The following is a 24584-nucleotide window of genomic DNA, read 5'->3' on the forward strand; positions in this document are numbered from 1 at the left end:
GTTCTGCGAGAGACCTTCGACCCGGGCCCGATCGGGCATCCGGCGACATTGCGCCCTCTAGGACGGTGTCTCGGGGAGAGAGGTTCACTCCCCACCGGAAAGTCGGGTCAAAGGCCAAGGAAAGCCCCGGGCAAGTCCGCGCGACGACGTGTGGACGCGGCACGGGCGGAAAGCGCAGGCAGGAAACAGCCCATGGGTCTCACGAGCAACAAAGTGCTGGTGCTGGCGATGTTCTTCGCCGCCGTGCTGTTCGTCGGCACAGTGTGGCTGTGGCCGCGCCTGGCCCGGCAGAACTGGCGTACCGTCAGCGGGCGGGTCGGCCTGCTGCTGGCCACCCAGCTGGCACTGTTCGCGTGCGTCGGCCTCGCGGCCAACCAGGCCTTCGGCTTCTACGCCAGCTGGGCCGACCTGTTCGGCAAGGAGACCGATCAGGGGATCGTCGTCGACCACACGGCGCACGGCAGCACCGGCGGTCCGCTGCAGGTGGTCTCCACGTCCGACGTGCCGGGCGGGCGCGGTTCGCGGCCGGAGACGGCCGGGCAGATCCAGAAGGTCGACATCGTCGGCCGGACGAGCCGCATCGCCGCTCCGGCGTACGTGTACCTGCCGCCGGAGTACTTCCAGCCGCAGTACCGCACGCGTACGTTCCCGGTGGGCGTCGTCCTGACCGGTTACCCCGGTACGGCGGAGTCGCTGGTCAACAAGTTGAACTACCCGCGTACGGCACAGCAGCTGGCCAAGGACGGGCGGATGCAGCCGATGATCCTGGTGATGATGCGGCCGTCCGTGGCGCCCCCGCGGGACACCGAGTGCGTGAACGTGCCGGGCGGCCCGCAGGTGGAGACGTTCTTCGCCAGGGATCTGCCGGAGGCCGTGCTCGCGCACTACCGGGTCGGGAAGCGGCCGGGCAGCTGGGGGGTCATCGGAGACTCCACGGGCGGTTACTGCGCGCTGAAGTTCGCCATGCACCATCCCCGGGTGTACGCGGCCGGCGCGGGCCTGTCCCCGTACTACAAGGCGCTGATCGACCCCACGACCGGCGACCTCTTCCACGGTGACCGGAATCTGGAGAACCATGCCGACCTGTGGTGGTTCATCAAGCACCGCCCGGCGCCGGACACCTCGCTGCTCGTCACCAGCAGCAAGGTCGGCGAGCGCAACTACCGGTCCACGCTCACGTTCATACAGGGTGTGCAGGCCACGAACCTGACCCGGATCTCGTCGATCATCCTGGACAGCGGCGGGCACAACTTCAACACCTGGAAGCGCGAGATCCCCCCGGCGCTCCAGTGGCTGAGCGGCCGGCTCACCGACCGCTGACCCGCCGGACCCCTGACGCCCCGTGAGCCACGGGAAGTGGCTGGCTTTTTACGGGGCGGGGGTCCGCGAATCGCCTACGCGCGGTAAGTTTCTGGCCATGCCACGTGGACGCCACCGCCATTCCCCCCCTTTGCACCGGCTGTTGCCTCCGTCGGCGATCGCCGGTGTGTCCGTCGTCTGCGCGCTGGGTCCCTGGGTGTTCTCCGAGGCCACGGTGCTGCGCGCGCTGGCCGCCGCCGCCGCGGTGACCGCTGTCGTCGGTGCGGTCGTGATGCGCCGCTGGGACGTGCAGGCGGGCAGGCAGGTCGCCGACCTCACGCGCGCGCGTGCCGGTGACGAGTGGCGGTTCGAGGAACGGGTCGCCGAACTGGAGACCGACCTGGAGGAGTCCCGCGAGCTGCGGACCAAGCTGGAGCAGCGGCTGCGCGCCAAGCGGGCCGAGCTCGCGGGCCTGCGCAACGAGCACGCCTCCTTGCTGCGCCGGTACGCCACGGCGGAGACCGAGCGCGCGAGCGCCCTGGAGGGCCGCCGGCTGCTGGAGATCGAGGCGGCCGAGCCGTCGACCTCGCCCGCCCTGCCGCCCGCGCGCAGCGCCGGCCGTGGGGCGCTGGAGGCGGCCCCGAAGACCGTGAAGGACGGCGAGAGCGCCGAGGACACCAAGGACGTCGAGAACGCCGGGGACACCGAGGCCGGCGGCGCGAGCTCCGAGGAGGGCGGGGGATCCCCGGCGTCCGGGGACGGGCCGAAGGCGAACGCGGTGTTCTCGCCCGAGGGTTCCTGGCTGTACCAGCGGGCCCTGCTGGCGCTGGCCGGCTTCGACGGCGACGCCCCGGCCGACGACTCCGAGGCGGAGGCCGCGGGTTCCCGGACCGCCGTACCCGAGACCGAGTCCGCGGTTTCCGAGGAGGAGGCGGCCGACGACGGTGCCGCTGAGCCCGAGCCCGCCGCTGCCGACGCGTCCGGCGCGGACGCGTCCGGGTCCGAGACGTCCGGGCCCGAGGCCCCGAAGGGCGGGACGGCCGAGGCCGGGCCCGTCGCCAAAGGAGTCACCGAAGGAGTCGCCGCAGGAGAGGGCGCCGAGGACGGCGTGACGGACCACTCCGCCGCGCCCCGGAGCGAGGACGGCGCGCCGGCGGCGCTCGAGGACGGGGAACCGGGGCAGCACGCGACGGACGGCGATCACGCGCGCGCGGCCGCCGACCCGACGGCTCAGGTCCTGCCCGCCAAGTCCGCCGGACAGCCGCAGTCCGGGCACTTCACGGTGCCGACGGCGGTGGCCGTCGTACCGGCCGCGCCCGCGCGTCGCCAGGTGGTCGAGGGCGGATTCGACTTCTTCGGCACGCAGAAGGGCGAGCCGAAGGCCGCGCTCGACTCCGTGCAGAACGAGGACCTCGCCGATGTCGTCGGCCAGGAGGCCCTCGCCGTGCACAAGGCCGAGGCGGAGGCCGAGTTCAAGCCCGCCGGCCCGAACTCCCTCGGGGCCGGGCAGGTCATCGACCTGACGGAGCACGACGAGACCGAGCAGATCGACGTCCAGGGACTGCGCAGCGCGGCTTCCTGAGCCGCGCGGAACCGTACGGACCGAAGGCAGGGCCCGGCTCCCCCAGGAAGGGGGGCCGGGCCCTCGTCACGGCCGGGCCGTCTCCTCAGCCGGTCATCCAGCGGTCGGGGAGCGCGCCCCGGCGTCCGGTGCGGGACCGCTCCGCCTGCTCGCGCAGCAGCCGCCGGGCCTCCTCGGCGTCCCGCAGCCGCGCCGTCACGGTCTTTCCGGCCCCGGTGTCCACGTGCACGTCGGCGAGCCGCCACAGGCGCTCCCAGGGCCCCTGGGTGAGCCGTACACTCTGCACCTTGGCGTGCGGGACCAGCGACAGCCGGCGGCACAGCAGACCGCTCCGGGTCGCGAACACGGCGCCGGTGACGGCGAGGTGGTGTCCGCGCCACCACACCGGCACGTTCCAGTGGGCCCGCCGGGGCGACCGCGACAGCTCACCGGGCACGGCCGCACCGGGCAGCACGCGCGCGACGACCGACTCGGCGACCGCGCGCGGGACGACGGGCAGCAGGACCGAGTTCGCGGACCCGGCCACGTCCAGCTCGACCCGGACCCGGTCGATGCGCCGCCACAGCAGGGGCTCCACGATCCGCACGGTCTGCACCCGGCCGGGCGGCACCGTCTCGTGCGCGCGGTCGAGCAGCCCGTGGTCGATGCGCAGTCCGTCCGGGGACTCGCTCACCGTCCAGTCGAACTCGGTGACGAACCGCCCCACGCTGCTCGCGCCGGCCGCGCCGAGCAGGGGCAGGGCGCTGGCGAGCACGCTCCACGGGTTGTGCGTGGTGAACCACAGCACGGCCGGCACGACGAGTGCGGCGCACAGCGAGCCCCAGGTGGCGCCGGTCAGCAGCAGGGCGCGCACCAGCTCGCGGGGAGGCACGTGCACCAGCGCGCGGGCCGGGGCCTCACCGACTTCGGCGGCGCTCTCGGGCGCGAAACCGGCCGCGCGCGCGAGCAGTTCCGCGCGCAGGGCGCGCGCGTCCCGCTCGCCCAGGAAGGCGAGCTCGTCCTTGTCGTCGGTGCCGACGACGTCGATCCGCAGCTTCGCGACGCCCGCCACGCGCGCGAGGAGGGGACGGGAGACGTCCACGGCCTGGATGCGTTCCAGCCGGATGTGCGCGGTGCGCCGGAACAGCAGCCCGGTGCGGATGCGCAGTTCGGTGCCGGTCACCGAGTAGTGCGTGAACCACCAGGACAGGAAGCCGTACAGACCGGCCACCGGCACCAGCACGGCCAGCCCCACGAGGAGCATGGTGGAGGTCAGCCGCGCCAGCTGCTCCTGGGTGCCGTTCGGGTCGTGCACCGCCCAGCCGGCCAGGACGGTGACCGGCGCCCACGCCCGGCGGAAGGGCGTGACCGGATGCAGCCGGTGCTCGGTGACGGACGGGTGCTCCGGTATGCCGCCGTCGCCGTCCGGGGAGCTCACAGCCCCGCCGATCGGGCCTCGCCCAGCTCGGTGAGCCGGTCGCGCAGCCGCTCCGCCTCGGCCGGGTCCAGGCCGGGGATGGTCGCGTCGGTCGCGGCTGCCGCCGTGTGCAGCTGCACGGTGGCCAGCCCGAAGCGCCGCTCCAGGGGCCCGGAGGTCACCTCCACCAGCTGCATCCGCCCGTACGGCACGACCGTCTCCTCGTGCCACAGCACACCGCGGCTGATCAGCAGGTCGTCGGCGCGCTCGGCGTACCGCCAGGAGCGCCAGTTGCGCTCCACCAGCCACCAGCACCAGGCGCCCAGGGCCAGGGGCAGCAGGGCGAGGGACGCCCACGCGGGACCCGCGAACAGGTTCAGCAGCAGTCCCGTCGCGAGCGCGAGCACCCCCGCCCACAGGGCCAGCAGCAGCCGGCGCACCCGCACCAGGGCGGGCCGCAGCCCCCGCCACACCAACTCGTCCCCCGGTATTCCGGTCCCGTCAGGGCTCCCCGTCTCCATGGGGCCAGCGTACGTAGGGGAAACTGGGGCCATGACTCCTACGACGGAGACCACGGTCGGGATCGGCGGCGCCGCGGAGAGCACCGACATGGTGCTGAACATCGGGCCCCAGCACCCGTCCACGCACGGCGTGCTGCGGCTCAGGCTCGTGCTGGACGGGGAGCGCATCGTGCACGCGGAGCCGGTGATCGGCTACATGCACCGCGGTGCCGAGAAGCTCTTCGAGGCGCGCGACTACCGGCAGATCGTCATGCTGGCCAACCGCCACGACTGGCTGTCGGCGTTCTCGAACGAGCTGGGCGTCGTCCTCGCCGTGGAGCGCATGCTCGGCATGGAGGTCCCGGAGCGCGCGGTGTGGACGCGCACGCTGCTCGCCGAGCTGAACCGGGTGCTGAACCATCTGATGTTCCTCGGTTCCTACCCGCTGGAGCTGGGCGGGATCACGCCGGTGTTCTACGCGTTCCGGGAGCGCGAGGTGCTCCAGAACGTCATGGAGGAGGTCTCCGGCGGGCGGATGCACTACATGTTCAACCGCGTCGGCGGCCTCAAGGAGGACCTGCCGGCCGGATGGACCGCACGCGCGCGTGAGGCCGTCGCCGCCGTCCGTTCCCGCATGGACGTCTTCGACGACCTGGTGCTCGGCAACGAGATCTTCCGGGGCCGCACGCGCGGGGTGGGGGTACTCTCGCCCGAGGCCGTGCACGCCTACGGCGTGAGCGGGCCCATCGCGCGCGGCTCGGGGGTCGACTTCGACCTGCGCCGCGACGAGCCGTACCTGGCCTACGGCGACCTCCAGGACACCCTGAAGGTCGTCACCCGGAGCGAGGGCGACTGCCTCGCGCGGTTCGAGGTGCTGCTGGAGCAGACCCACAACGCGCTGGACCTCGCCGACGCCTGCCTGGACCGGTTCGCGCAGCTCCCGCCGGGCCCGATCAACCAGCGGCTGCCCAAGGTGCTGAAGGCGCCCGAGGGGCACACGTACGCGTGGACCGAGAATCCGCTCGGGATCAACGGCTACTACCTGGTCAGCAAGGGCGAGAAGACGCCGTACCGGCTGAAGCTGCGCTCGGCGTCGTACAACAACATCCAGGTGCTGACCGAGCTGCTGCCGGGGACGCTGGTGGCGGACATGGTGGCGATCCTGGGCTCGATGTTCTTCGTGGTCGGGGACATCGACAAGTAGGCGACAGCGGTGGGTGCGCCGGAGCGGGTGCGCCGGCGGGCCTCAGGCGAGCGGGTCGGGGATGCCGACCGGCTGGAGCAGCCAGCCGAAGTCGCCGAGGCCGCCCGGGGCGGTGAGCTCGGCGGCCTCGCCGGCACCCGCCAGCGCGCGCACGTAGGCGGCCGGGTCCGTCGAGGCCAGCGCCAGCGGGGGGCGTGCGCCGGTGATCTGCAGCGCGCGCAGGGCGTCGCGTTGCGTGAGAAGGCGCGCGGCGGGCAGCCCACGCGCCGCTTCCTCGGGGCTCTGTGCCTTGCCCGGTCCAGGCTCGGCGAGGTCGCGCGACGCGCCGGCCGCCGCGCACGCGTCCAAGGCCACGTGCGCGGTGATGTCGCAGGAGCCGTCCGGTACGGGCGCCGTCTCGCGGCCCTCCCGGAAGCCGGTGAGCGTGCCGAACGGGGGGCGCGTGTCCACGGTGTGCGCGTAGTCCGCGGCCACGGCGAGCCCGCGCACCACGGTGGCGACGGCGTCCGCCCAGGCCCGGTCCCGGGGCAGTCCGATCTCCGCCCGCAGCCCCTCCTCGGCCGGCAGCGGCCACCACCGCGCCAGCCAGTCCGCCTCCGCGCCGCCCACGGGCGCCCCGAGGCGTTCGGAGCCGTCGTCCGCGACCAGCACCAGCCGGGGCACGCCCGAGGAGTCCACCTCGGCGACGTCCACGGGGACGTTGTCCAGCCACTCGTTGGCGAACAGCAGCCCGGTGACGGCGTCCGGGGGCTCGCTCAGCCAGGTGATCCGTCCGTCCGGGCGGGCCGGACGGTGGGCGATCTCGACGGCGTACCCGCGCGCGCGGGCGGCCACCTCGGCGGGCAGGGCGGCGAGCACCCCGGCGACCAGCTCCCCCCGTCCGGCGCCCATGTCGACGAAGTCCAGCACCGGGGGCCGGCCCAGCGCCTCGTCGACCCGGCACAGCAGCCGGGCCACGGCCCCCGCGAACAGCGGGGAGGCGTGCACGGACGTACGGAAGTGGCCGGCCGGGCCCTCCGGGCGCCGGTAGAAGCCGCCGGGCCCGTACAGCGCCGTCCCGGCCGCCGTCCGCCAGCCGCGCGGGCCGCCACCCGCGCGGGGGCCCTCCGCTCCCGCGGTCGTCTCATCCGTCACGGGAACAGACTAGGCGCACAGATGATCACGTCCTCCACCTTGCGGAGTACACGCGCGGGGTACGGATCGGCCCTCCGGTTGACCCCTGCACACATCTGGTTTCCCTACTCTGGGTTACGTGCAGCGCCTCTACGACTTCCTCCGCCGCCACCCGACCTGGGTCGACACCTTCTGGGCCGTCGTCCTGCTCGGGCTGTCCGGCCTGAGCGTGGTCAACCAGCACGGGGTGGCCGACCAGCACGGCACGATCGCCGAGGGGATGGCCGTGTCGGCGGTCCTGTGCGTCGTCGTCGCGCTGCGCCGCCGCCACCCCGAGCCGATGCTGCTGCTCGCCCTCGCGACCGGACTGGCCCAGCTGGTCCTGGACGTCGAGACGACCGCCGCGGACTTCGCGATGCTGGTGATCACTTACACGGTCGCGGCGATCGGTGCCCGCTGGGCCTCCCGGCTCGCCCTGGCCGCCGGTCTCTGCGCGGCGGTCCTCGCGCAGATCCGCTGGCCGGACGAGCACAGCAGTCTCGCCGGGCAGATCGCGATAGCCGTCTTCCAGACGGTGCCCTTCGCCCTGGCCTGGGTGCTCGGCGACTCCATGCGCACCAGGCGGGCCTACTTCGCCCAGCTGGAGGAGCGCGCGGCCCGGCTGGAGAAGGAACGCGAGGCGCAGTCGAAGGTGGCGGTCGCCGCCGAACGCGCCCGCATCGCGCGCGAGCTGCACGACGTCGTCGCGCACAACGTGTCGGTGATGGTCGTGCAGGCCGACGGCGCCGCCTACGTCCTCGACGCCGCCCCCGACCAGGCCAGGAAGGCCCTGGAGACGATCTCCTCCACCGGCCGCCAGGCCCTCGCCGAGATGCGCCGCCTGCTGGGCGTGCTGCGCACCGGGGAGCACCAGGAGAGCGGGGAGTACGTCCCGCAGCCCGACGTCGAGCAGATCGACGACCTCGTCGACCAGTGCCGCACCTCCGGCCTCCCCGTCGACTTCAAGGTCGAGGGCACCCCGCGCCCGCTGCCCAGCGGCGTGGAGCTGACCGCCTACCGGATCGTGCAGGAGGCGCTCACCAACACCCGCAAGCACGGCGGGCCCAACACCGGCGCGAGCGTCCGGCTGGTCTACTTCGACGACGGGCTCGGCCTCCTCGTGGAGGACGACGGCAAGGGCGCCCCGCACGAGCTGTACGAGGAGGGCGGCGCGGACGGCCAGGGGCACGGCCTGATCGGCATGCGCGAGCGGGTCGGGATGGTCGGCGGCACCCTGGACGCCGGCCCGCGCCCGGGCGGAGGATTCCGCATCAGCGTCCTGCTGCCGCTCAAGCCCGCCTCCTGACGCGCTCGCGCCGCCGAGAGAACGCCCGCCCGCCCCGAACGAAAGAGACCCGATGACGATCCGCGTGATGCTCGTCGACGACCAGGTGCTGCTGCGCACCGGGTTCCGGATGGTGCTCGCCGCCCAGCCGGACATGGAGGTCGTCGCGGAGGCGGGCGACGGCGTCGAGGCCCTCCAGGTGCTGCGCGCCGCCGCCGGCGCCGTCGACGTCGTCCTGATGGACGTCCGCATGCCGAAGCTCGACGGCGTGGAGACCACCCGGCGCATCTGCGTGGAGCCCGACCCGCCCAAGGTGCTCATCCTGACCACCTTCGACCTGGACGAGTACGCCTTCTCCGGGCTCAAGGCGGGCGCCTCCGGGTTCATGCTCAAGGACGTGCCGCCGGGTGAGCTGCTGGCCGCCATCCGCGCCGTGCACAGCGGCGACGCGGTGGTGGCGCCCTCCACGACCAGGCGCCTGCTCGACCGCTTCGCCCCGATGCTGCCCTCCAGCGGCAAGCAGCCCCACCACAAGGAGCTGGAGCGGCTCACCGACCGGGAGCGGGAGGTGATGGTGCTGGTGGCGCAGGGCCTGTCCAACGGTGAGATCGCGGCCCGGCTGGTGCTGAGCGAGGCGACGGTGAAGACCCACGTCGGCCGCATCCTGACCAAGCTCGGTCTGCGCGACCGGGTCCAGGTCGTGGTGCTGGCGTACGAGACGGGTCTGGTGCGCGCGGGCGGCCACGGCTGACGGCCGCCGGCGGGGACCACACGGGCTCGAAGGCGTCCGTCAGCGCAGGACGCCCTCGATGAAGTCGCTGCCCAGGCGGGCCACCGCGGACAGGTCCAGCTGGTGCTGCACGTACCGGCCCTGGCGGCAGGCGGTGATCAGGCCCGCCTTCTTCAGCACCGCGAGGTGCCGGGAGATCTCCGGGGCCGACATGCCGTGCGCGTCGGCCAGTTCACTCGTGGTGTGCGGCCCCCGCGCGAGGTGCCGGCACAGCCGTATCCGCACCGGGTGGGCCAGCGCCTCCAGACGGCGCGTCAGCTGTTCCACGGACGGCGCCTGCGGGCGGACGCCGTTCACCGGATAGGTGATCGTGGGCTGCCAGCCGTAGCGGTGCAGGACCAGCAGGTGCGGGCGCCCGAGGCTGGTGGGCACCAGGACCAGGCCGCCGTCGCCGGTGGCCGCGCGGCCCACCAGGAGCTTGTCCACCGTGACGAGGCCGGCCTCCTCGTCCACCGAGACGGCCGCCGACAGCGAGGTCAGGGCCTCGCCGAGGCCCTTGCGGCGGAGCAGTTCGGTCCGGTGCCGGGCGTCCGCGGCGAGCTGGGGCTGGATCCGCGCCCAGGTGTCGGCGAAGAACGCCTCGTCGCAGTCGAGCATCAGCTGCCGGAACCAGGCGCGGACGGCCGGCGGGTCCTCCAGCAGCCGGCGGGTGAACCGCTCCTGCACGGCGCCCCGCGCGGCGGCCAGTTCCAGGGAGCGTCTGCGCAGCTCGGGGTCCTCCAGCGGGCCGTCCGCCTGGAGGTGGTACCGGGGGTGGCAGGTGAACTCCAGCGCCGCGTTGACGAACTGTCCGTCCGTCAGCTTGTCCAGCTGGTCGAGCTCCTCGGCGAGCGTGGCACCCGGAACCTCGCGGCCCCCGGGGATGCCGGCGAACGGGGCGAACACGTCCGAGAACGTCGTACGCCACAGGAATTCCGCCTCGCACAGCCGGTCGGCCAGGCAGGGGTCCAGCCGTGACGAGACGGCGGTCGCCCAGCCCTGCAGCTCCGGGTGGTGGCCGGGCTCGCTGAGCGCGTGCAGGGCCATCCCGAGCTCCGCGAGCGGAGAGGGCACGACGGACACCCGCCGCCACCTCTCGGCCGTGTTCGCGCCGGCGGCGCCCGTGTCGACGGCCAGCCCGGTGATGTCGATGGTCACGCTCATGCCCCCATCGTGCACCGGCCCACCGACAGCGCCCGCACGGATTGACGGCAGCCGTCAATCCACGGGACATCCGCCCGGCGCACGAGCAGGCTGATCCGCCATGAGCATCACCCAGCAGCACCTCCTCGACACCCATCGCGCCCGTCTGCACGGCGAGCCGGAACCGCCCGCGCCGGGCCGTCACGACCTCGACGTGCTGCGCGCCCTGCGCGACCACCGCCGTTTCCGCGCGGTGATCGCCGGACGCCCCGCGCACAGGCGCGTGCGGCACGCACTGCGTCGCCTGCTGCGCCCGCGCGCGCTGTAGCGGCACGCGGGCCCCGGTTCGGTGCGCCGCGCGCGGGCTACGCGCCGGGCAGCCGGCGCGCGAAGTCGGCGACGGCCGCGCGCACGTCCCCGGCACTCCACTCCAGGCCTTCGGAGCGCACGGACACCTCCGTGCGGGACAGCCCCGGCCCGCCCGGCTCCCAGTGGCCGCCGAAGAGGTACGTCCCCGTCTCCTCGGCCTGGCACAGCGCCGCCTCCATCAGGACCTCGGAGTCGTACGGCAGCCACACCTGGAACTCGTGCGTGTGCGGCTCCCCGGGGTGTACCCGCGCCCACGGCACGCCCGCCGCGGCGAAGCCGTCCCGCAGCGCTCCGGCGACCACGCGCGCGTGCCGGACGTAGTCCGGCAGCCGGGGCAGCTCGCGCTCCAGGCCGACGAGCGCCGACAGGACGGTGGGGAACTGCTGGAAGACCATGCCGCCGTACCGGTGCCGCCAGGTCCTCGCCTCCTCCACCAGGCTCGCCGGGCCGGCCAGCGCGGCGCCGCCGAAGCCGTCGAGCGACTTGTAGAACGACACGTAGACGCTGTCCGCCAGCCCGGCGATCTCCGCCAGCGGGCGCCCGAAGTGGACCGTGGTCTCCCACAGGCGCGCGCCGTCGAAGTGCACCACCGCGTCGCGCTCCCGCGCCGCCTCGACGACACCGGTCAGCTCGTCCCAGGTGGGCAGTACGTAACCGGCGTCCCGGAGCGGCAGCTCCAGCATCAGCGTCCCGAAGGGCTCCTCGAAGTCGCTGACCTCGGCGGCCGTGGGGAGCCGGGGTTCGCTCGTCACCCGGACCGGGTGCAGCTCGCTGACCCGGCTGAAGGCCTGCCGTTCGTGCACCTCGGGGTGGGCGAGGGCGTGCAGGGCGACCGTGCGGTTGCCGGTGCGGTCCGCCCAGCAGCGCAGCGCCACCTGCTGGGCCATGGTGCCGGTCGGGAAGAACGCGGCGGCCTCGGTGCCGAGGAGGCCCGCGACCCGCTCCTCCAGGTCGGCCACGATCCGGTTGCCGTACACATCCACGAGCCGGTCCGTGTCGTACACCTCGTCGGCCGCCTCCTGGAGGTGCGTCAGGCGCTCGCCGACCGTGCGGTAGGCACCGGGGCGCGACAGCACGCGCTCCGCCTTCGCGATCGCGGTGAGGCGCCGCTCCCGCCTGTGCTCCCGCTCGGACTGCTCGGTCCGCCGTTCCCCGCCCTGTGCCGCCGTCTCAGTCATGTACGGATCATGCCGTGACCGGTGCCCGGCACACAGCCGGATTTCCCCGGCCGTGCGGCACCGCGCGCGTGGGGGAGCGGTGCCGTACGCGTGTGCAGAAACCCACAGCCTGTGGACAACCGGCCGCCATCCCACCCGATAGCGTTAACATGACGAGAAATCGTTCGGTACATCGTCCGGTACCCGAAGCGGACTGGAACGGGAAGGCCGCCGTCGCGTGAGTACAGTCCACCAGCAAGACCTCAAGGACCGCCCCGCGCGGCTCACCGTAGGCGTCGTGGGCGCCGGACGCGTGGGCCCCGCGCTGGCCGCGTCCCTCCAGCTCGCCGGGCACCGCCCGGTGGCCGTCTCCGGGGTATCCGACGCCTCCCGCAGGCGTGCCGAGACGATGCTCCCGGGCGTGCCCCTGGTGCCGCCCGCCGAGGTGCTCGGACGCGCCGACCTGGTACTGCTCACCGTCCCCGACGACGCCCTGCCCGGCCTGGTCACCGGGCTCGCCGACACCGGCGCCGTACGGCCGGGACAACTGCTGGTGCACACCTCCGGCCGGTACGGCGCGCAGGTTCTCGACCCCGCCCTGCGCGCGGGCGCGCTGCCGCTGGCCCTGCACCCGGCGATGACCTTCACCGGCACCCCCGTGGACGTGCAGCGCCTGGCCGGCTGCTCCTTCGGCGTCACCGCGCCCGAGGAGCTGCGCCTGGCCGCCGAGGCCCTGGTCATCGAGATGGGCGGCGAACCGGAATGGATCAGCGAGGAGAACCGCCCGCTGTACCACGCGGCCCTCGCCCTCGGCGCCAACCACCTGATCACCCTGGTGGCCCAGTCCATGGAGCTGCTGCGCACGGCCGGGGTGGAGGCACCCGACCGGATGCTCGGCCCGCTGCTCGGCGCCGCCCTGGACAACGCCCTGCGCTCGGGGGACGCGGCTCTCACCGGGCCGGTCGCGCGCGGGGACGCCGGCACGGTCGCCGCGCACGTCACGGAGCTGCGCAAGCACGCCCCGCAGGCCGTGGCGGGCTATCTGGCGATGGCCCGCGCGACCGCCGACCGCGCGCTCGCGCACGGGCTGCTGAAGCCGGAACTCGCCGAGGACCTGCTCGGGGTGCTCGCCCACGGCAGCGGCGGCACGAACGGCACCGACGGCACCGACGGCACCGAGGGGAACGACCGATGACCACCGTCCTGCTCAGCACCGCCGACGAACTGCACGCGCGCGTGCGCCGTGGGCGCCGGGCCGTCGTGATGACCATGGGCGCCCTCCACGAGGGTCACGCCACCCTGATCCGCACCGCGCGGGAGATCGCCGGGCCGGACGGCGAGGTCGTCGTCACGGTGTTCGTCAACCCGCTGCAGTTCGGCGCGGGCGAGGACCTGGACCGCTATCCGCGCACCCTCGACGCCGACCTGAAGCTCGCCGAACAGGCGGGCGCCGACGCCGTGTTCGCGCCGTCCGCGGACGAGGTCTACCCCGGCGGCGAACCCCAGGTGCGCGTCTCCGCGGGCCCCATGGGCGAACGGCTGGAGGGCGCCTCGCGGCCCGGCCACTTCGACGGCATGCTCACCGTCGTCGCCAAGCTGCTGCACCTCACCCGCCCCGACGTGGCCCTCTACGGGCAGAAGGACGCCCAGCAGCTGGCCCTGATCCGGCGCATGGTGCGGGACCTGAACTTCGGCGTGGAGATCCTCGGCGTGCCGACCGTGCGCGAGGAGGACGGGCTCGCCCTGTCCAGCCGCAACCGCTACCTCTCACCCGACGAGCGCCTCACCGCGCTCGCGCTGTCCCGCGCGCTCTTCGCGGGCCGCGACCGGCACGCCGCCCAGGAGGCCCTGCGCGCGCGTGCCAGGGAAGTGCCCTCCACGCACGCGCGTGCCGAGGCGCTGAGCGCCATAGGGGAGTCCCGGGCGGCCGCAGACGCGCACGCGGTGGCCACCGCCGCGCCCGGCGGCCCCGCGGCCGTCCGCGCCGCCGCCCGCCAGGTCCTGGACGAGGCCGTCCGCTTCGACCCGCCGCTCAAGCTGGACTACCTCGCCCTGGTCGACCCCTCCGACTTCACCGACATCGACGACGGCTTCACCGGAGAGGCCGTGCTCGCCGTCGCCGCCCGGGTCGGCTCGACCCGGCTGATCGACAACCTCCCCCTCACCTTCGGATCCCTCGGAGCCGCCTCGTGACCAGCACAGGCATACGACTGCACGCACCCGCACCCGGGTGGGCCATCTCCGCGGACGTGGTCGTCGTCGGCTCCGGGGTGGCAGGCCTGACCGCGGCGCTGCGCTGCGAAGCCGCCGGACTCACCACGGTCGTGGTGACCAAGGCCCGCCTGGACGACGGCTCCACACGCTGGGCGCAGGGCGGCATCGCCGCCGCCCTCGGCGAGGGCGACACCCCCGAACAGCATCTGGAGGACACCCTCGTGGCGGGCGCGGGCCTGTGCGACGAGGAGGCCGTGAGGATCCTCGTCACCGAGGGCCCCGACGCGGTACGGCGGCTCATCGACACCGGCGCCCACTTCGACGAGTCCTCCGAGGGCCGGCTCGAACTCACCCGCGAGGGCGGCCACCACCGCCGCCGGATCGCGCACGCGGGCGGCGACGCGACCGGCGCCGAGATCTCCCGCGCACTCGTCGAGGCCGTACGCGCGCGCGGACTGCGCACCATCGAGAACGCGCTCGTACTGGACCTCCTCACCGACGCCGAGGGCCGCACGGCCGGTGTCACGCTGCACGTGATGGGCGAGGGCCAGCACGACGGCGTGGGCGCCGTGCACGCCCCCGCGGTGGTCCTCGCGACCGGCGGCATGGGCCAGGTGTTCTCCGCGACCACCAACCCGTCCGTGTCGACCGGTGACGGTGTGGCGCTGGCGCTGCGCGCCGGCGCGGAGGTCAGCGACCTGGAGTTCGTGCAGTTCCACCCGACCGTGCTGTTCCTCGGCACGGACGCCGAGGGACAGCAGCCGCTCGTCTCCGAGGCGGTGCGCGGCGAGGGCGCCCACCTGGTCGACGGCGACGGCGTGCGCTTCATGACCGGGCAGCACGAGCTGGCCGAGCTGGCGCCCCGGGACATCGTCGCCAAGGGCATCATGCGGCGCATGCAGGAGCAGGACGCCGAGCACATGTTCCTCGACGCCCGGCACTTCGGCGCCGACATGTGGGAGCACCGTTTCCCGACCATCCTGGCCGCCTGCCGCGCCAACGGCATCGACCCGGTCACCGAGCCCATCCCGATCGCCCCGGCCGCCCACTACGCCTCCGGAGGCGTGCGCACCGACGCGCGGGGCCGCACGACCGTCCCCGGGCTGTACGCGTGCGGGGAGGTCGCGTGCACCGGCGTGCACGGCGCGAACCGGCTCGCCTCCAACTCGCTCCTCGAAGGGCTCGTCTACGCCGAGCGCATCGCCGCGGACATCGCCGCCTCCCACGCGGAGAACGGCCTTGACGTGCGCGTGCCGGAGCCCGTACCGGACCCGGAGCGGCCCGCGCACCCGCTGCTGGCCCCCGAGGCCCGGTTCGCCATCCAGCGGATCATGACCGAGGGCGCCGGCGTGCTGCGCTCCGAGGAGTCCCTGGCCAGGGCCGCTGACCAGCTCCAGCGGCTGCACAGCGAGGCCCGCGACGCGCTCGACGAGAACGGCAAGACCGCCGAGCCCGGCGTCGACACCTGGGAGGCCACCAACCTCCTGTGCGTGGGCCGGGTCCTGGTCGCCGCCGCCCGGCTCCGCGAGGAGACCCGCGGCTGCCACTGGCGCGAGGACCGCGCCGGGCGCGACGACACCCGCTGGCGCCGCCACATCGTCGTACGGCTCAACCCGGACCGGTCGATGGCCGTACGCACCACCGACACCGCAGACTTCCCCCCTACCCGGACCGACCAGCGCCCCCAGGAGCAGTGACAGACGTGAGCACCGACGACCTTCCCCTCGCCCCGACCGGCGGCTGCGGCGACGGCTGCGCCTGCGGGGCGGAGGGTGACGAGGAGTACCTGGAGTGCGGGCTCGACCCCGCGCTCGCCGAGCTGCTGGCCGCTGCGGGGCTCGACCCGATCGAGGTCGAGGACGTCGCCAACGTCGCCATCCAGGAGGACCTGGCCGGCGGCGTCGACGTGACGACCGTGTCGACCATCCCCGAGGACGCGGTGGCCACCGCCGACTTCACCGCGCGCGAGGCGGGCGTCGTGGCCGGCCTGCGGGTCGCCGAGGCCGTGCTCTCCGTGGTGTGCACGGACGAGTTCGAGGTCGAGCGGCACGTCGAGGACGGCGACCGGATCGAGGCCGGGCAGAAGCTGCTGTCGGTCACCACGCGCACGCGTGACCTGCTCACCGCCGAGCGCAGTGCGCTGAACATCCTGTGCCGCCTGTCCGGCATCGCGACCGCCACGCGCGCGTGGGCGGACGCGCTGGAGGACACCGGGACGCGGGTGCGCGACACCCGGAAGACGACGCCGGGCCTGCGCTCGCTGGAGAAGTTCGCGGTGCGCTGCGGCGGCGGCGTCAACCACCGCATGTCGCTCTCCGACGCCGCGCTGGTGAAGGACAACCACGTGGTCGCCGCCGGCGGCGTCGCGCAGGCCTTCAAGGCCGTACGGGAGGCCTTCCCGGAGGTCCCGATCGAGGTCGAGGTCGACACCCTGCACCAGCTGCGCGAGGTCGTGGAGGCGGGCGCCGACCTGATCCTGCTGGACAACTTCACGCCCGGCGAGTGCGCGGAGGCCGTCGGCATCGTCGACGGCCGGGCACTGCTGGAGGCGTCCGGACGGCTCACGCTCGCCACCGCGCGCGCGTACGCCGACACCGGCGTGGACTTCCTGGCCGTCGGCGCCCTCACCCACTCCTCGCCGATCCTGGACATCGGCCTGGACCTGCGCGAGGCGGAGTAACGCCATGCTGCTCACGATCGACGTCGGCAACACCCACACCGTCCTCGGTCTGTTCGACGGCGAGGACATCGTCGAGCACTGGCGGATCTCCACGGACGCGCGTCGTACCGCCGACGAACTGGCGGTCCTCCTCCAGGGCCTGATGGGCATGCACCCGCTGCTCGGCGACGAGCTGGGCGACGGCATCGACGGCATCGCGATCTGCGCGACCGTCCCGTCGGTGCTGCACGAGCTGCGCGAGGTCACCCGGCGCTACTACGGCGACGTGCCCGCCGTCCTCGTGGAGCCGGGGGTGAAGACGGGCGTGCCGATCCTCACCGACAACCCCAAGGAGGTCGGCGCCGACCGGATCATCAACGCGGTCGCGGCCGTCGAGCTGTACGGCGGCCCGGCGATCGTCGTCGACTTCGGTACGGCGACCACGTTCGACGCGGTCTCCGCGCGCGGGGAGTACGTCGGCGGCGTCATCGCGCCCGGCATCGAGATCTCCGTGGACGCGCTCGGCGTGAAGGGCGCGCAGCTGCGGAAGATCGAGGTGGCCCGGCCGCGCAGCGTGATCGGCAAGAACACCGTCGAGGCCATGCAGGCGGGCATCGTGTACGGCTTCGCCGGACAGGTCGACGGGGTCGTCAGCCGGATGGCGCGCGAGCTGGCCGACGACCCGGACGACGTCACCGTGATCGCCACGGGCGGCCTCGCGCCGATGGTGCTGGGCGAGTCCTCCGTGATCGACGAGCACCAGCCGTGGCTGACGCTGATCGGCCTGCGCCTGGTGTACGAGCGGAACGTCTCGCGGCTGTGACATGACCGGCGCCCCCCGGGGCGCCGATGCGCGGGGTGGCCCCGGCCGGGGGAAAGCACGGACGACACGCCTCGACACAACATCCCGATCCGTAACTTTTGTCCGATTAGCGATAGCGTCGCCGCATGCCCACGCCATACGGATCCCGCGGCGGCATGGCGTTCGGCGTGGAGGAGCTGCGTGTGCTCCGTCGCGCCCTCGCCCTCGCCCTTCACCCCGGCCAGGCGTCCGCCGAGGACGTCCAGGACTGCTTCCGCCTCGCCGAGTCCCTCGACGAGGCGACGCGCGAGGGCGTCAGACTGCGCGCCTTCCTGGTGGCCGACCTCGACCGGTACCGCGCCGCCCTGCCGGGCGCGGTCTCCGGCTATCTCGCCCTCCTGGAGGAGGCGCTGGGCGCCGGGCACCGGCCGACACCGGACGACCTCGCCGCGCTGCGGGCGCTGCGCGGGAACCCCGCGGCGGCCGCCCTGCTGGACCGCTGCCGGGCCCTGGCCGAGCGGGACGTACGGGCCCGGTTCGCCCAGGGCCCGCGCAAGGTGCCCGCACCGGCAGTGCCGGCCGCACGTACCCGTCTGCTGGCCCTCGCGGGCGGTGGGGGAGAGTACGGGGCCCCTGGGGTCTCCGTCGTCCGGCAGGGCGAGGAACGTCCCGCGGAGCCCGCTCAGGAGCCGAAGCCCGCGCCCAAGCCGGCGCCGGCGCCCGGCGAGCGGCCCGCCGGGGAACCGGCCGCCCCGAAGCGGCCCATCCCGACCCCGGGCGAGGTCTTCCCCCGCCGCAAGCCGACCCCACCGTCGGGCACGACCGCCGACGACCACCTGGCAGCCGGCTGACCCACCGCCGGTCGGGACGCGCGGGTGGCGCCCGTCCCGGAGGTCCGGGAGGGGGGCCGGACAACGCCCCACCTGCGCCACCGGCACCGGATGCGGTCGGCTTCCACGCGCCCCTTTCAGCGGGCCCGCGAGCCCACCCCACCCGGCAGCCGTCACCCGACGGCGGTGATGGGGGCTCGGCGTCCGCTGACCGGCCGCCCCGGACCCCTCGGCCGGGCAGTTCCTCCCCGTGCCACCGGGGCCGGGTGCGGGTGGTTACGCCACGCCGGCACCCCCTCGGGCGCCCCGAACCCGCACGCGGCGCGGGCCGGGCCTTCCTCGGGGTTCCGCCGAGAGCCGGCATCCGACCGGCAACTCCGGGCGCCGCCGTCGTTCGCCCCGGCCAGAGGGCTTCTCGTCCTGGGCACCGGCGGCGGGGGCGGGTGGCTTCGGCGCATCAAGAGGTGTACGCCCCATCGGGCGCGCGTCCCCCGAGCGGCAGCCGGCACCCTGCGGCGGAGGTGGCGTCCTGGCGTCCTCCGGCCGGCCGCCCCGCGCCCCGGGCGGAGGAGCCCTCCTCCGCGCGGCCGCGCGCGCGTGGCCGCGGCGCGCCGAGGGGTGGTTCGCGTACCCCGCCCCTTTCGTGCCGTCCCGCGTGGCTACCCTGGTCGCATGGACTACGTCTCCGCGCTCGTGCCCCCCATCGTCATGGCCGCCTTCTTCATCGGTGTGGTCAGGGTGATCGTGAAGACCCAGGGCGGGGCCGCCAAGGCCAAGGAGGACGCGGCCGTCGACGCCGCGCTCGCGCGCGCGGAGGGTGCGCGCCAGACCCCCGCGGGCAGCGGCGGGGCCTGAGCGACGGCGCCCGGCGGGCGCCCTTCACCGGCATACGACTCCATGCGGCCGTGCCCTCGGCACGGCCGGCGCCCATCGAGTCGTGCGCCCTTTTTGTTCCCTTTCGTCGGATTGGTGCACGTCCGGCACGCCATTGCCGGGATCTCCCACTATTGTTCTGAGCGTGCCTCGCCCATTGGGAGAACTCGAAGACGCGGTCATGACGCGGGTGTGGAAGTGGAACCGCCCGGTGACCGTTCGAGAAGTCCTTGAAGACCTCCAGCAGGAACGCTCCATCGCGTACACCACCGTCATGACCGTTTTGGACAATCTCCATCAGAAGGGCTGGGTGCGCCGCGAGGCCGAAGGGCGGGCCTATCGATATGAGGCCGTCTCCACGCGGGCCGCGTACGCCGCCGCCCTGATGAACGACGCGTGGTCGCAGAGCGACAACCCGGCGGCCGCTCTCGTCGCCTTCTTCGGGATGATGAGCGAGGAACAGCGCCACGCCCTCAGGGACGCCGTACGGATCGTCCAGGGGCCGGAAGAAACCCAGGAAGCGCCCGAAGCGAGGCAAGAGGAGAACCCCGGCTCGGCCGAGGACGGCACCGGGCGATAGCGTCCGCTCATGTCCGCAGAGCGTCCCGAAGTCTCCGCAAAAGCCATCACCGTCCGGCGGGCCAGGACCAGCGATGTCCCGGCCGTACGCGACCTCCTCGACGCCTACGTCCGCGGTCGCATCCTGCTCGACAAAGCCACGGTCACCCTTTACGAGGACATCCAGGAGTTCTGGGTCGCGGAACGCGACGACAACGCCGAGGTGGTCGGCTGCGGGGCGCTGCACGTCATGTGGGAGGACCTGGCGGAAGTCCGCACTCTGGCCGTGAAGCCCGGCCTCAAGGGCGCCGGCGTCGGCCACCGGTTGCTGCAGAAGTTGGTGGAGACCGCCCGCTGGCTCGGCGTTCGCCGGGTTTTCTGCCTGACCTTCGAAGTCGACTTCTTCGGGAAGCACGGCTTCGTCGAGATCGGCGAGACACCGGTCGACACCGATGTGTACGCGGAGCTGTTGCGTTCCTATGACGAGGGCGTCGCGGAGTTCCTCGGTCTCGAACGAGTGAAACCGAACACCTTGGGCAACAGCCGGATGCTTCTGCATCTGTGATCGTCATTGCCCCGGTGGCCTATGTCCGAAACGCGCATGTTTCCGGACGTCGGCAGTCCACTGGTCCTCTCCCAGGGGTTTGTGTTTTTCCGGCAAAAGCGGTTTGCTTTCCGACGTACTGCAGTACTGCATATAACAGGGGTGGCGAAACGGCGGACGCTGCACAACCCCCTGACCCTGAACGTTATCGATGAAAGGAAATCCGGTGGCACAGAAGGTTCAGGTCCTTCTTGTCGACGACCTCGACGGCGGCGAGGCGGACGAGACCGTGACGTTCGCGCTGGACGGCAAGACCTACGAGATCGACCTCACGACCGCCAATGCGGACAAGCTGCGCGGCCTTCTCGACCCGTATGTGAAGGGTGGCCGTCGTACCGGTGGCCGTGCTTCCGGAGGCCGCGGAAAGGCCCGTGCCGCTTCCGGTGGCAACCAGGACACCGCGGCGATCCGCGCCTGGGCCAAGGAGAACGGTTTCGAGGTCAACGACCGGGGCCGTGTTCCCGCGTCCATCCGCGAGGCCTACGAGAAGGCCAACGGCTGATTCCGCGGGACCCGTGGGAACGCCTAGGGCCGGCCTCGCCGGCGAGCGGGCGGTCCGGCGCATGCGCGCCGCAGCCGGATCCGGTGACATTGCGCTGCCACCGTGTCCACCAGTCGTACGAGATCGGGGGCGCTCCCCTCGCGCCCCACGGCCGACAGAGCCGGCAGCGAGGCCTCGACTTCGCGCCCCGGCCCGGGGGGCCGCAGCCACACGGCGGCCCCCTGCACGGAACCACCCCGCAGGGCGGTCATGAGCGCGGTCGGCGCCAGGGGGGCCGCCATCGAGTCGCCCGCCCCCAGGGCTCGCAGGTCGAGAGCGACAGCGCTCCACTCCAGCCAGTCCAGCAGCCCCGGCAGCTCCTCGGCGCTGCCCGCGGCCACCAGCAGCCCCATCCGGTCCCCGCGCAGGGCCACCGGTGAGTCCGGAGCGAGATGCCGGAGCGCGCCCGCGCCCGCCTCGGCCGGAACGTCCAGCACGTCGAACCGCACCCCGGTGCGCAGCCGCAGCGGCCGCCCGGGCACTGTCGCCCACCCCAGATCGTTCTCGTACCAGAGCCGGGCCCGGGTTCCCGGGTCGGCCGGCTCGGACACCTGGGCCGGGAGCGGTTCCGGCCCCCCGTCGAGGGGCCCCCGGGGAAAGGGGAGCGTATGGATCGTGCGGGCCAAGCCAGCCATGCCACATGCAACCGCCGAAACGGGCGTCAGGTTACGCTGAGTGTCCTTCCGGGCGCGAGGAGTGTCGACAAAGGGGGCGCCTGGGGCACGGGGGAGGCGCAAGGTTGTTCGCCCATAGCGGAGGGAACCGGTGCGCGCGGCATGGAGTGTCAGTCCCAGCGGGTAAGACATGCCTAGTGGGAGGGGGCGACACGCAGGTCGGGGCGTCTCACGTTCGCCATCGGCGTACTGGCGACTGGGGTAACTGCCTGGCCTGCGGGAACATCGTCTCGCACCATCGGGTTGGAGCAGATGTCGGCGTTCGGGGTCAGGAGGCCATCGACGGTGTCGGCAGTTGGAATGAGCGGTCCCCGCTTGCGGGACTAAGCTGCGGAAGGACAGGGAGGGGAAGTTCCCCCCACTGCCTGACCGCTCTGAGGAGCGATTAACGATGTTCGAGAGGTTCACCGACCGCGCGCGGCGGGTTGTCGTCCTGGCTCAGGAAGAAGCCCGGATGCTCAACCACAACTACATCGGCACCGAGCACATCCTCCTGGGTCTCATCCACGAGGGCGAAGGTGTCGCCGCTAAGGCCCTGGAGAGCCTCGGCATTTCGCTTGAGGCGGTCCGCCAGCAGGTGGAGGAGATCATCGGCCAGGGCCAGCAGGCCCCGTCCGGGCACATCCCCTTCACCCCCCGTGCCAAGAAGGTCCTGGAGCTGTCGCTCCGCGAGGCCCTTCAGCTGGGCCACAACTACATCGGCACGGAGCACATCCTGCTCGGCCTGATCCGTGAGGGCGAGGGCGTCGCCGCCCAGGTCCTGGTCAAGCTCGGCGCAGACCTCAACCGGGTGCGGCAGCAGGTCATCCAGCTGCTCTCCGGTTACCAGGGCAAGGAGACGGCCACCGCCGGCGGCCCGGCCGAGGGCACCCCCTCGACCTCCCTCGTCCTGGACCAGTTCGGCCGGAACCTCACCCAGGCTGCTCGTGAGTCCAAGCTCGACCCGGTCATCGGGCGCGAGAAGGAGATCGAGCGGGTCATGCAGGTGCTGTCCCGCCGTACCAAGAACAACCCGGTGCTGATCGGTGAGCCCGGCGTCGGCAAGACCGCCGTCGTCGAGGGTCTCGCCCAGGCCATCGTCAAGGGCGAGGTGCCCGAGACGCTCAAGGACAAGCACCTCTACACGCTGGACCTCGGCGCCCTGGTCGCCGGCTCCCGCTACCGCGGTGACTTCGAGGAGCGCCTGAAGAAGGTCCTCAAGGAGATCCGCACCCGCGGCGACATCATCCTGTTCATCGACGAGCTGCACACGCTGGTCGGTGCGGGTGCCGCCGAGGGCGCCATCGACGCGGCCTCCATCCTGAAGCCGATGCTGGCCCGCGGTGAGCTGCAGACCATCGGTGCGACCACGCTGGACGAGTACCGCAAGCACCTGGAGAAGGACGCGGCCCTCGAGCGCCGCTTCCAGCCCATCCAGGTCGCCGAGCCCTCCCTGCCGCACACGATCGAGATCCTCAAGGGTCTGCGCGACCGGTACGAGGCGCACCACCGCGTCTCCATCACGGACGAGGCGCTGGTCCAGGCCGCCACCCTGGCCGACCGGTACATCTCGGACCGCTTCCTGCCGGACAAGGCGATCGACCTGATCGACGAGGCCGGTTCCCGGATGCGCATCCGCCGGATGACCGCGCCGCCGGACCTCCGCGAGTTCGACGAGAAGATCGCCGCCGTCCGCCGGGACAAGGAGTCCGCGATCGACTCGCAGGACTTCGAGAAGGCCGCCTCCCTGCGCGACAAGGAGAAGCAGCTCCTGGCCGCCAAGGCCAAGCGGGAGAAGGAGTGGAAGGCCGGCGACATGGACGTCGTCGCCGAGGTCGACGGCGAGCTGATCGCCGAGGTCCTTGCGACGGCCACCGGCATCCCGGTCTTCAAGCTGACCGAGGAGGAGTCCTCCCGCCTGCTGCGCATGGAGGACGAGCTCCACAAGCGGGTCATCGGCCAGGTCGACGCCGTCAAGGCGCTGTCGAAGGCGATCCGCCGTACGCGTGCCGGTCTGAAGGACCCGAAGCGCCCCGGTGGCTCGTTCATCTTCGCCGGCCCGTCCGGTGTCGGTAAGACCGAGCTGTCCAAGGCGCTCGCCGAGTTCCTCTTCGGTGACGAGGACGCGTTGATCTCCCTCGACATGTCGGAGTTCAGCGAGAAGCACACGGTGTCGCGTCTCTTCGGTTCGCCCCCCGGATACGTGGGCTACGAAGAGGGCGGTCAGCTGACCGAGAAGGTCCGCCGCAAGCCGTTCTCCGTCGTCCTCTTCGACGAGGTCGAGAAGGCCCACCCGGACATCTTCAACTCGCTGCTGCAGATCCTGGAGGACGGTCGCCTGACCGACTCCCAGGGCCGGGTCGTGGACTTCAAGAACACGGTCATCATCATGACGACCAACCTCGGCACCCGGGACATCTCCAAGGGCTTCAACCTCGGCTTCGCCGCCGCGGGTGACACGAAGACCAACTACGAGCGCATGAAGAACAAGGTGTCGGACGAGCTCAAGCAGCACTTCCGCCCCGAGTTCCTCAACCGTGTCGACGACGTGGTCGTCTTCCCGCAGCTGACGCAGGAGGACATCCTGCGGATCGTCGACCTGATGATCAGCAAGGTGGACGAGCGCCTGAAGGACCGGGACATGGGCATCGAGCTCTCCCAGTCCGCCAAGGAGCTGCTGGCCAAGAAGGGCTACGACCCGGTGCTGGGTGCGCGTCCGCTGCGCCGCACGATCCAGCGCGAGGTCGAGGACACGCTCTCCGAGAAGATCCTCTTCGGCGAGCTGCGTCCCGGCCACATCGTGGTCGTGGACACCGAGGGCGAGGGCGATACCCGGACCTTCACCTTCCGCGGTGAGGAGAAGTCGGCGCTGCCCGACGTCCCGCCGATCGAGCAGGCGGCCGGCGGTGCCGGTCCGAACCTGAACAAGGACGCGTAAGCGTCCGGGCGATGCCCCAAGGGGCCGGTGCTTTCGCACCGGCCCCTTTCGCATGC

23 protein-coding genes are annotated in these 24584 nt (G+C 72.8%); 17 read left to right on the forward strand and 6 right to left on the reverse strand.

What is annotated here, in order from left to right; all coding sequences use genetic code 11:
- Nucleotides 1-192: 192 nt before the first annotated feature.
- Both BLW57_RS21680 and BLW57_RS21685 read left to right on the forward strand, forming a co-directional pair.
- Nucleotides 193-1320: an alpha/beta hydrolase gene (locus BLW57_RS21680; RefSeq protein ID WP_093476667.1), complete on the forward strand. Its 1128-nt coding sequence runs from the start codon at nt 193-195 to the stop codon at nt 1318-1320.
- A gap of 97 nt (nt 1321-1417) precedes the next feature.
- Nucleotides 1418-2881: a hypothetical protein gene (locus BLW57_RS21685; protein WP_176985677.1), complete on the forward strand. Its 1464-nt coding sequence runs from the start codon at nt 1418-1420 to the stop codon at nt 2879-2881.
- Nucleotides 2882-2966: 85 nt separating this feature from the next.
- Here BLW57_RS21685 and BLW57_RS21690 read toward each other — a convergent pair whose 3' ends face one another.
- The gene (locus BLW57_RS21690; RefSeq protein WP_093476668.1) at nt 2967-4298 is read right to left on the reverse strand and encodes a PH domain-containing protein; all 1332 of its coding nucleotides are present in this window, start codon (nt 4296-4298) and stop codon (nt 2967-2969) included.
- Nucleotides 4295-4798 (reverse strand): PH domain-containing protein, encoded by a 504-nt coding sequence (locus tag BLW57_RS21695; protein ID WP_093476670.1) that lies wholly within the window; start codon nt 4796-4798, stop codon nt 4295-4297. Before BLW57_RS21695 ends, BLW57_RS21690 begins: the two co-directional genes overlap by 4 nt.
- Before the next feature lie 31 nt (nt 4799-4829).
- Here BLW57_RS21695 and BLW57_RS21700 point away from each other — a divergent pair, with 31 nt between their 5' ends.
- Complete coding sequence (locus tag BLW57_RS21700; protein ID WP_093476671.1) at nt 4830-5981, forward strand: NADH-quinone oxidoreductase subunit D; 1152 nt, start codon at nt 4830-4832, stop codon at nt 5979-5981.
- Nucleotides 5982-6023: 42 nt separating this feature from the next.
- On the opposite strand, the gene BLW57_RS21705 is transcribed toward BLW57_RS21700, so the two are convergent.
- Nucleotides 6024-7115, reverse strand: a complete 1092-nt coding sequence (locus tag BLW57_RS21705) for an SAM-dependent methyltransferase (protein WP_176985678.1) — start codon at nt 7113-7115, stop codon at nt 6024-6026.
- A gap of 118 nt (nt 7116-7233) precedes the next feature.
- On the opposite strand from BLW57_RS21705, the gene BLW57_RS21710 reads away from it, so the two are divergent.
- Nucleotides 7234-8439 (forward strand): sensor histidine kinase, encoded by a 1206-nt coding sequence (locus BLW57_RS21710; RefSeq protein WP_093476673.1) that lies wholly within the window; start codon nt 7234-7236, stop codon nt 8437-8439.
- 52 nt (nt 8440-8491) lie between these two features.
- Nucleotides 8492-9169 carry a response regulator gene (locus BLW57_RS21715; protein WP_093476674.1) on the forward strand — a complete coding sequence of 226 codons (678 nt, stop codon included), beginning with the start codon at nt 8492-8494 and terminating at the stop codon, nt 9167-9169.
- Between the two features lie 39 nt (nt 9170-9208).
- Here the strand turns inward: BLW57_RS21715 and BLW57_RS21720 are convergent, their stop codons facing one another.
- Complete coding sequence (locus BLW57_RS21720) at nt 9209-10351, reverse strand: DUF5937 family protein (RefSeq protein WP_093476676.1); 1143 nt, start codon at nt 10349-10351, stop codon at nt 9209-9211.
- Between the two features lie 100 nt (nt 10352-10451).
- Here BLW57_RS21720 and BLW57_RS21725 point away from each other — a divergent pair, with 100 nt between their 5' ends.
- On the forward strand, nt 10452-10658 hold the full coding sequence (locus tag BLW57_RS21725; protein WP_093476677.1) for a hypothetical protein: 207 nt from the start codon (nt 10452-10454) through the stop codon (nt 10656-10658).
- Between the two features lie 37 nt (nt 10659-10695).
- On the opposite strand, the gene BLW57_RS21730 is transcribed toward BLW57_RS21725, so the two are convergent.
- A complete protein-coding gene (locus tag BLW57_RS21730; RefSeq protein WP_093476679.1) occupies nt 10696-11877 on the reverse strand; it encodes a threonine aldolase family protein in 1182 nt (393 codons plus the stop codon).
- 217 nt (nt 11878-12094) lie between these two features.
- On the opposite strand from BLW57_RS21730, the gene BLW57_RS21735 reads away from it, so the two are divergent.
- From BLW57_RS21735 to BLW57_RS21780, 10 genes are all read left to right on the forward strand, one after another.
- Nucleotides 12095-13051, forward strand: a complete 957-nt coding sequence (locus tag BLW57_RS21735) for a Rossmann-like and DUF2520 domain-containing protein (protein WP_093476680.1) — start codon at nt 12095-12097, stop codon at nt 13049-13051.
- A complete protein-coding gene (panC, locus tag BLW57_RS21740) occupies nt 13048-14049 on the forward strand; it encodes a pantoate--beta-alanine ligase (protein WP_093476682.1) in 1002 nt (333 codons plus the stop codon). Before BLW57_RS21735 ends, panC begins: the two co-directional genes overlap by 4 nt.
- Entirely contained in the window at nt 14046-15767 is a 1722-nt protein-coding gene (locus BLW57_RS21745) for an L-aspartate oxidase (protein ID WP_093476683.1), read from the forward strand. Before panC ends, BLW57_RS21745 begins: the two co-directional genes overlap by 4 nt.
- A gap of 5 nt (nt 15768-15772) precedes the next feature.
- Nucleotides 15773-16750: a carboxylating nicotinate-nucleotide diphosphorylase gene (gene nadC / locus BLW57_RS21750; RefSeq protein ID WP_093476685.1), complete on the forward strand. Its 978-nt coding sequence runs from the start codon at nt 15773-15775 to the stop codon at nt 16748-16750.
- Nucleotides 16751-16754: 4 nt separating this feature from the next.
- Nucleotides 16755-17552 (forward strand): type III pantothenate kinase, encoded by a 798-nt coding sequence (locus BLW57_RS21755; RefSeq protein ID WP_093476686.1) that lies wholly within the window; start codon nt 16755-16757, stop codon nt 17550-17552.
- Between the two features lie 155 nt (nt 17553-17707).
- Complete coding sequence (locus BLW57_RS21760; protein ID WP_093476688.1) at nt 17708-18382, forward strand: hypothetical protein; 675 nt, start codon at nt 17708-17710, stop codon at nt 18380-18382.
- 651 nt (nt 18383-19033) lie between these two features.
- Entirely contained in the window at nt 19034-19216 is a 183-nt protein-coding gene (locus BLW57_RS21765; protein WP_073901063.1) for a hypothetical protein, read from the forward strand.
- 199 nt (nt 19217-19415) lie between these two features.
- Complete coding sequence (locus BLW57_RS21770) at nt 19416-19814, forward strand: BlaI/MecI/CopY family transcriptional regulator (protein ID WP_093476689.1); 399 nt, start codon at nt 19416-19418, stop codon at nt 19812-19814.
- A 9-nt stretch (nt 19815-19823) separates the two neighbouring features.
- Nucleotides 19824-20357: an amino-acid N-acetyltransferase gene (locus BLW57_RS21775; RefSeq protein ID WP_093476691.1), complete on the forward strand. Its 534-nt coding sequence runs from the start codon at nt 19824-19826 to the stop codon at nt 20355-20357.
- Between the two features lie 205 nt (nt 20358-20562).
- A complete protein-coding gene (locus BLW57_RS21780) occupies nt 20563-20898 on the forward strand; it encodes a histone-like nucleoid-structuring protein Lsr2 (RefSeq protein WP_073901057.1) in 336 nt (111 codons plus the stop codon).
- 23 nt (nt 20899-20921) lie between these two features.
- Here BLW57_RS21780 and BLW57_RS21785 read toward each other — a convergent pair whose 3' ends face one another.
- Entirely contained in the window at nt 20922-21572 is a 651-nt protein-coding gene (locus BLW57_RS21785) for an SCO3374 family protein (protein WP_371127803.1), read from the reverse strand.
- A gap of 430 nt (nt 21573-22002) precedes the next feature.
- Here BLW57_RS21785 and BLW57_RS21795 point away from each other — a divergent pair, with 430 nt between their 5' ends.
- A complete protein-coding gene (locus BLW57_RS21795) occupies nt 22003-24528 on the forward strand; it encodes an ATP-dependent Clp protease ATP-binding subunit (protein ID WP_093476694.1) in 2526 nt (841 codons plus the stop codon).
- The last annotated feature ends 56 nt before the right edge of the window (nt 24529-24584 follow it).

Source organism: Streptomyces sp. 1222.5 (genome assembly GCF_900105245.1).
GTDB classification, from domain to species: domain Bacteria; phylum Actinomycetota; class Actinomycetes; order Streptomycetales; family Streptomycetaceae; genus Streptomyces; species Streptomyces albidocamelliae.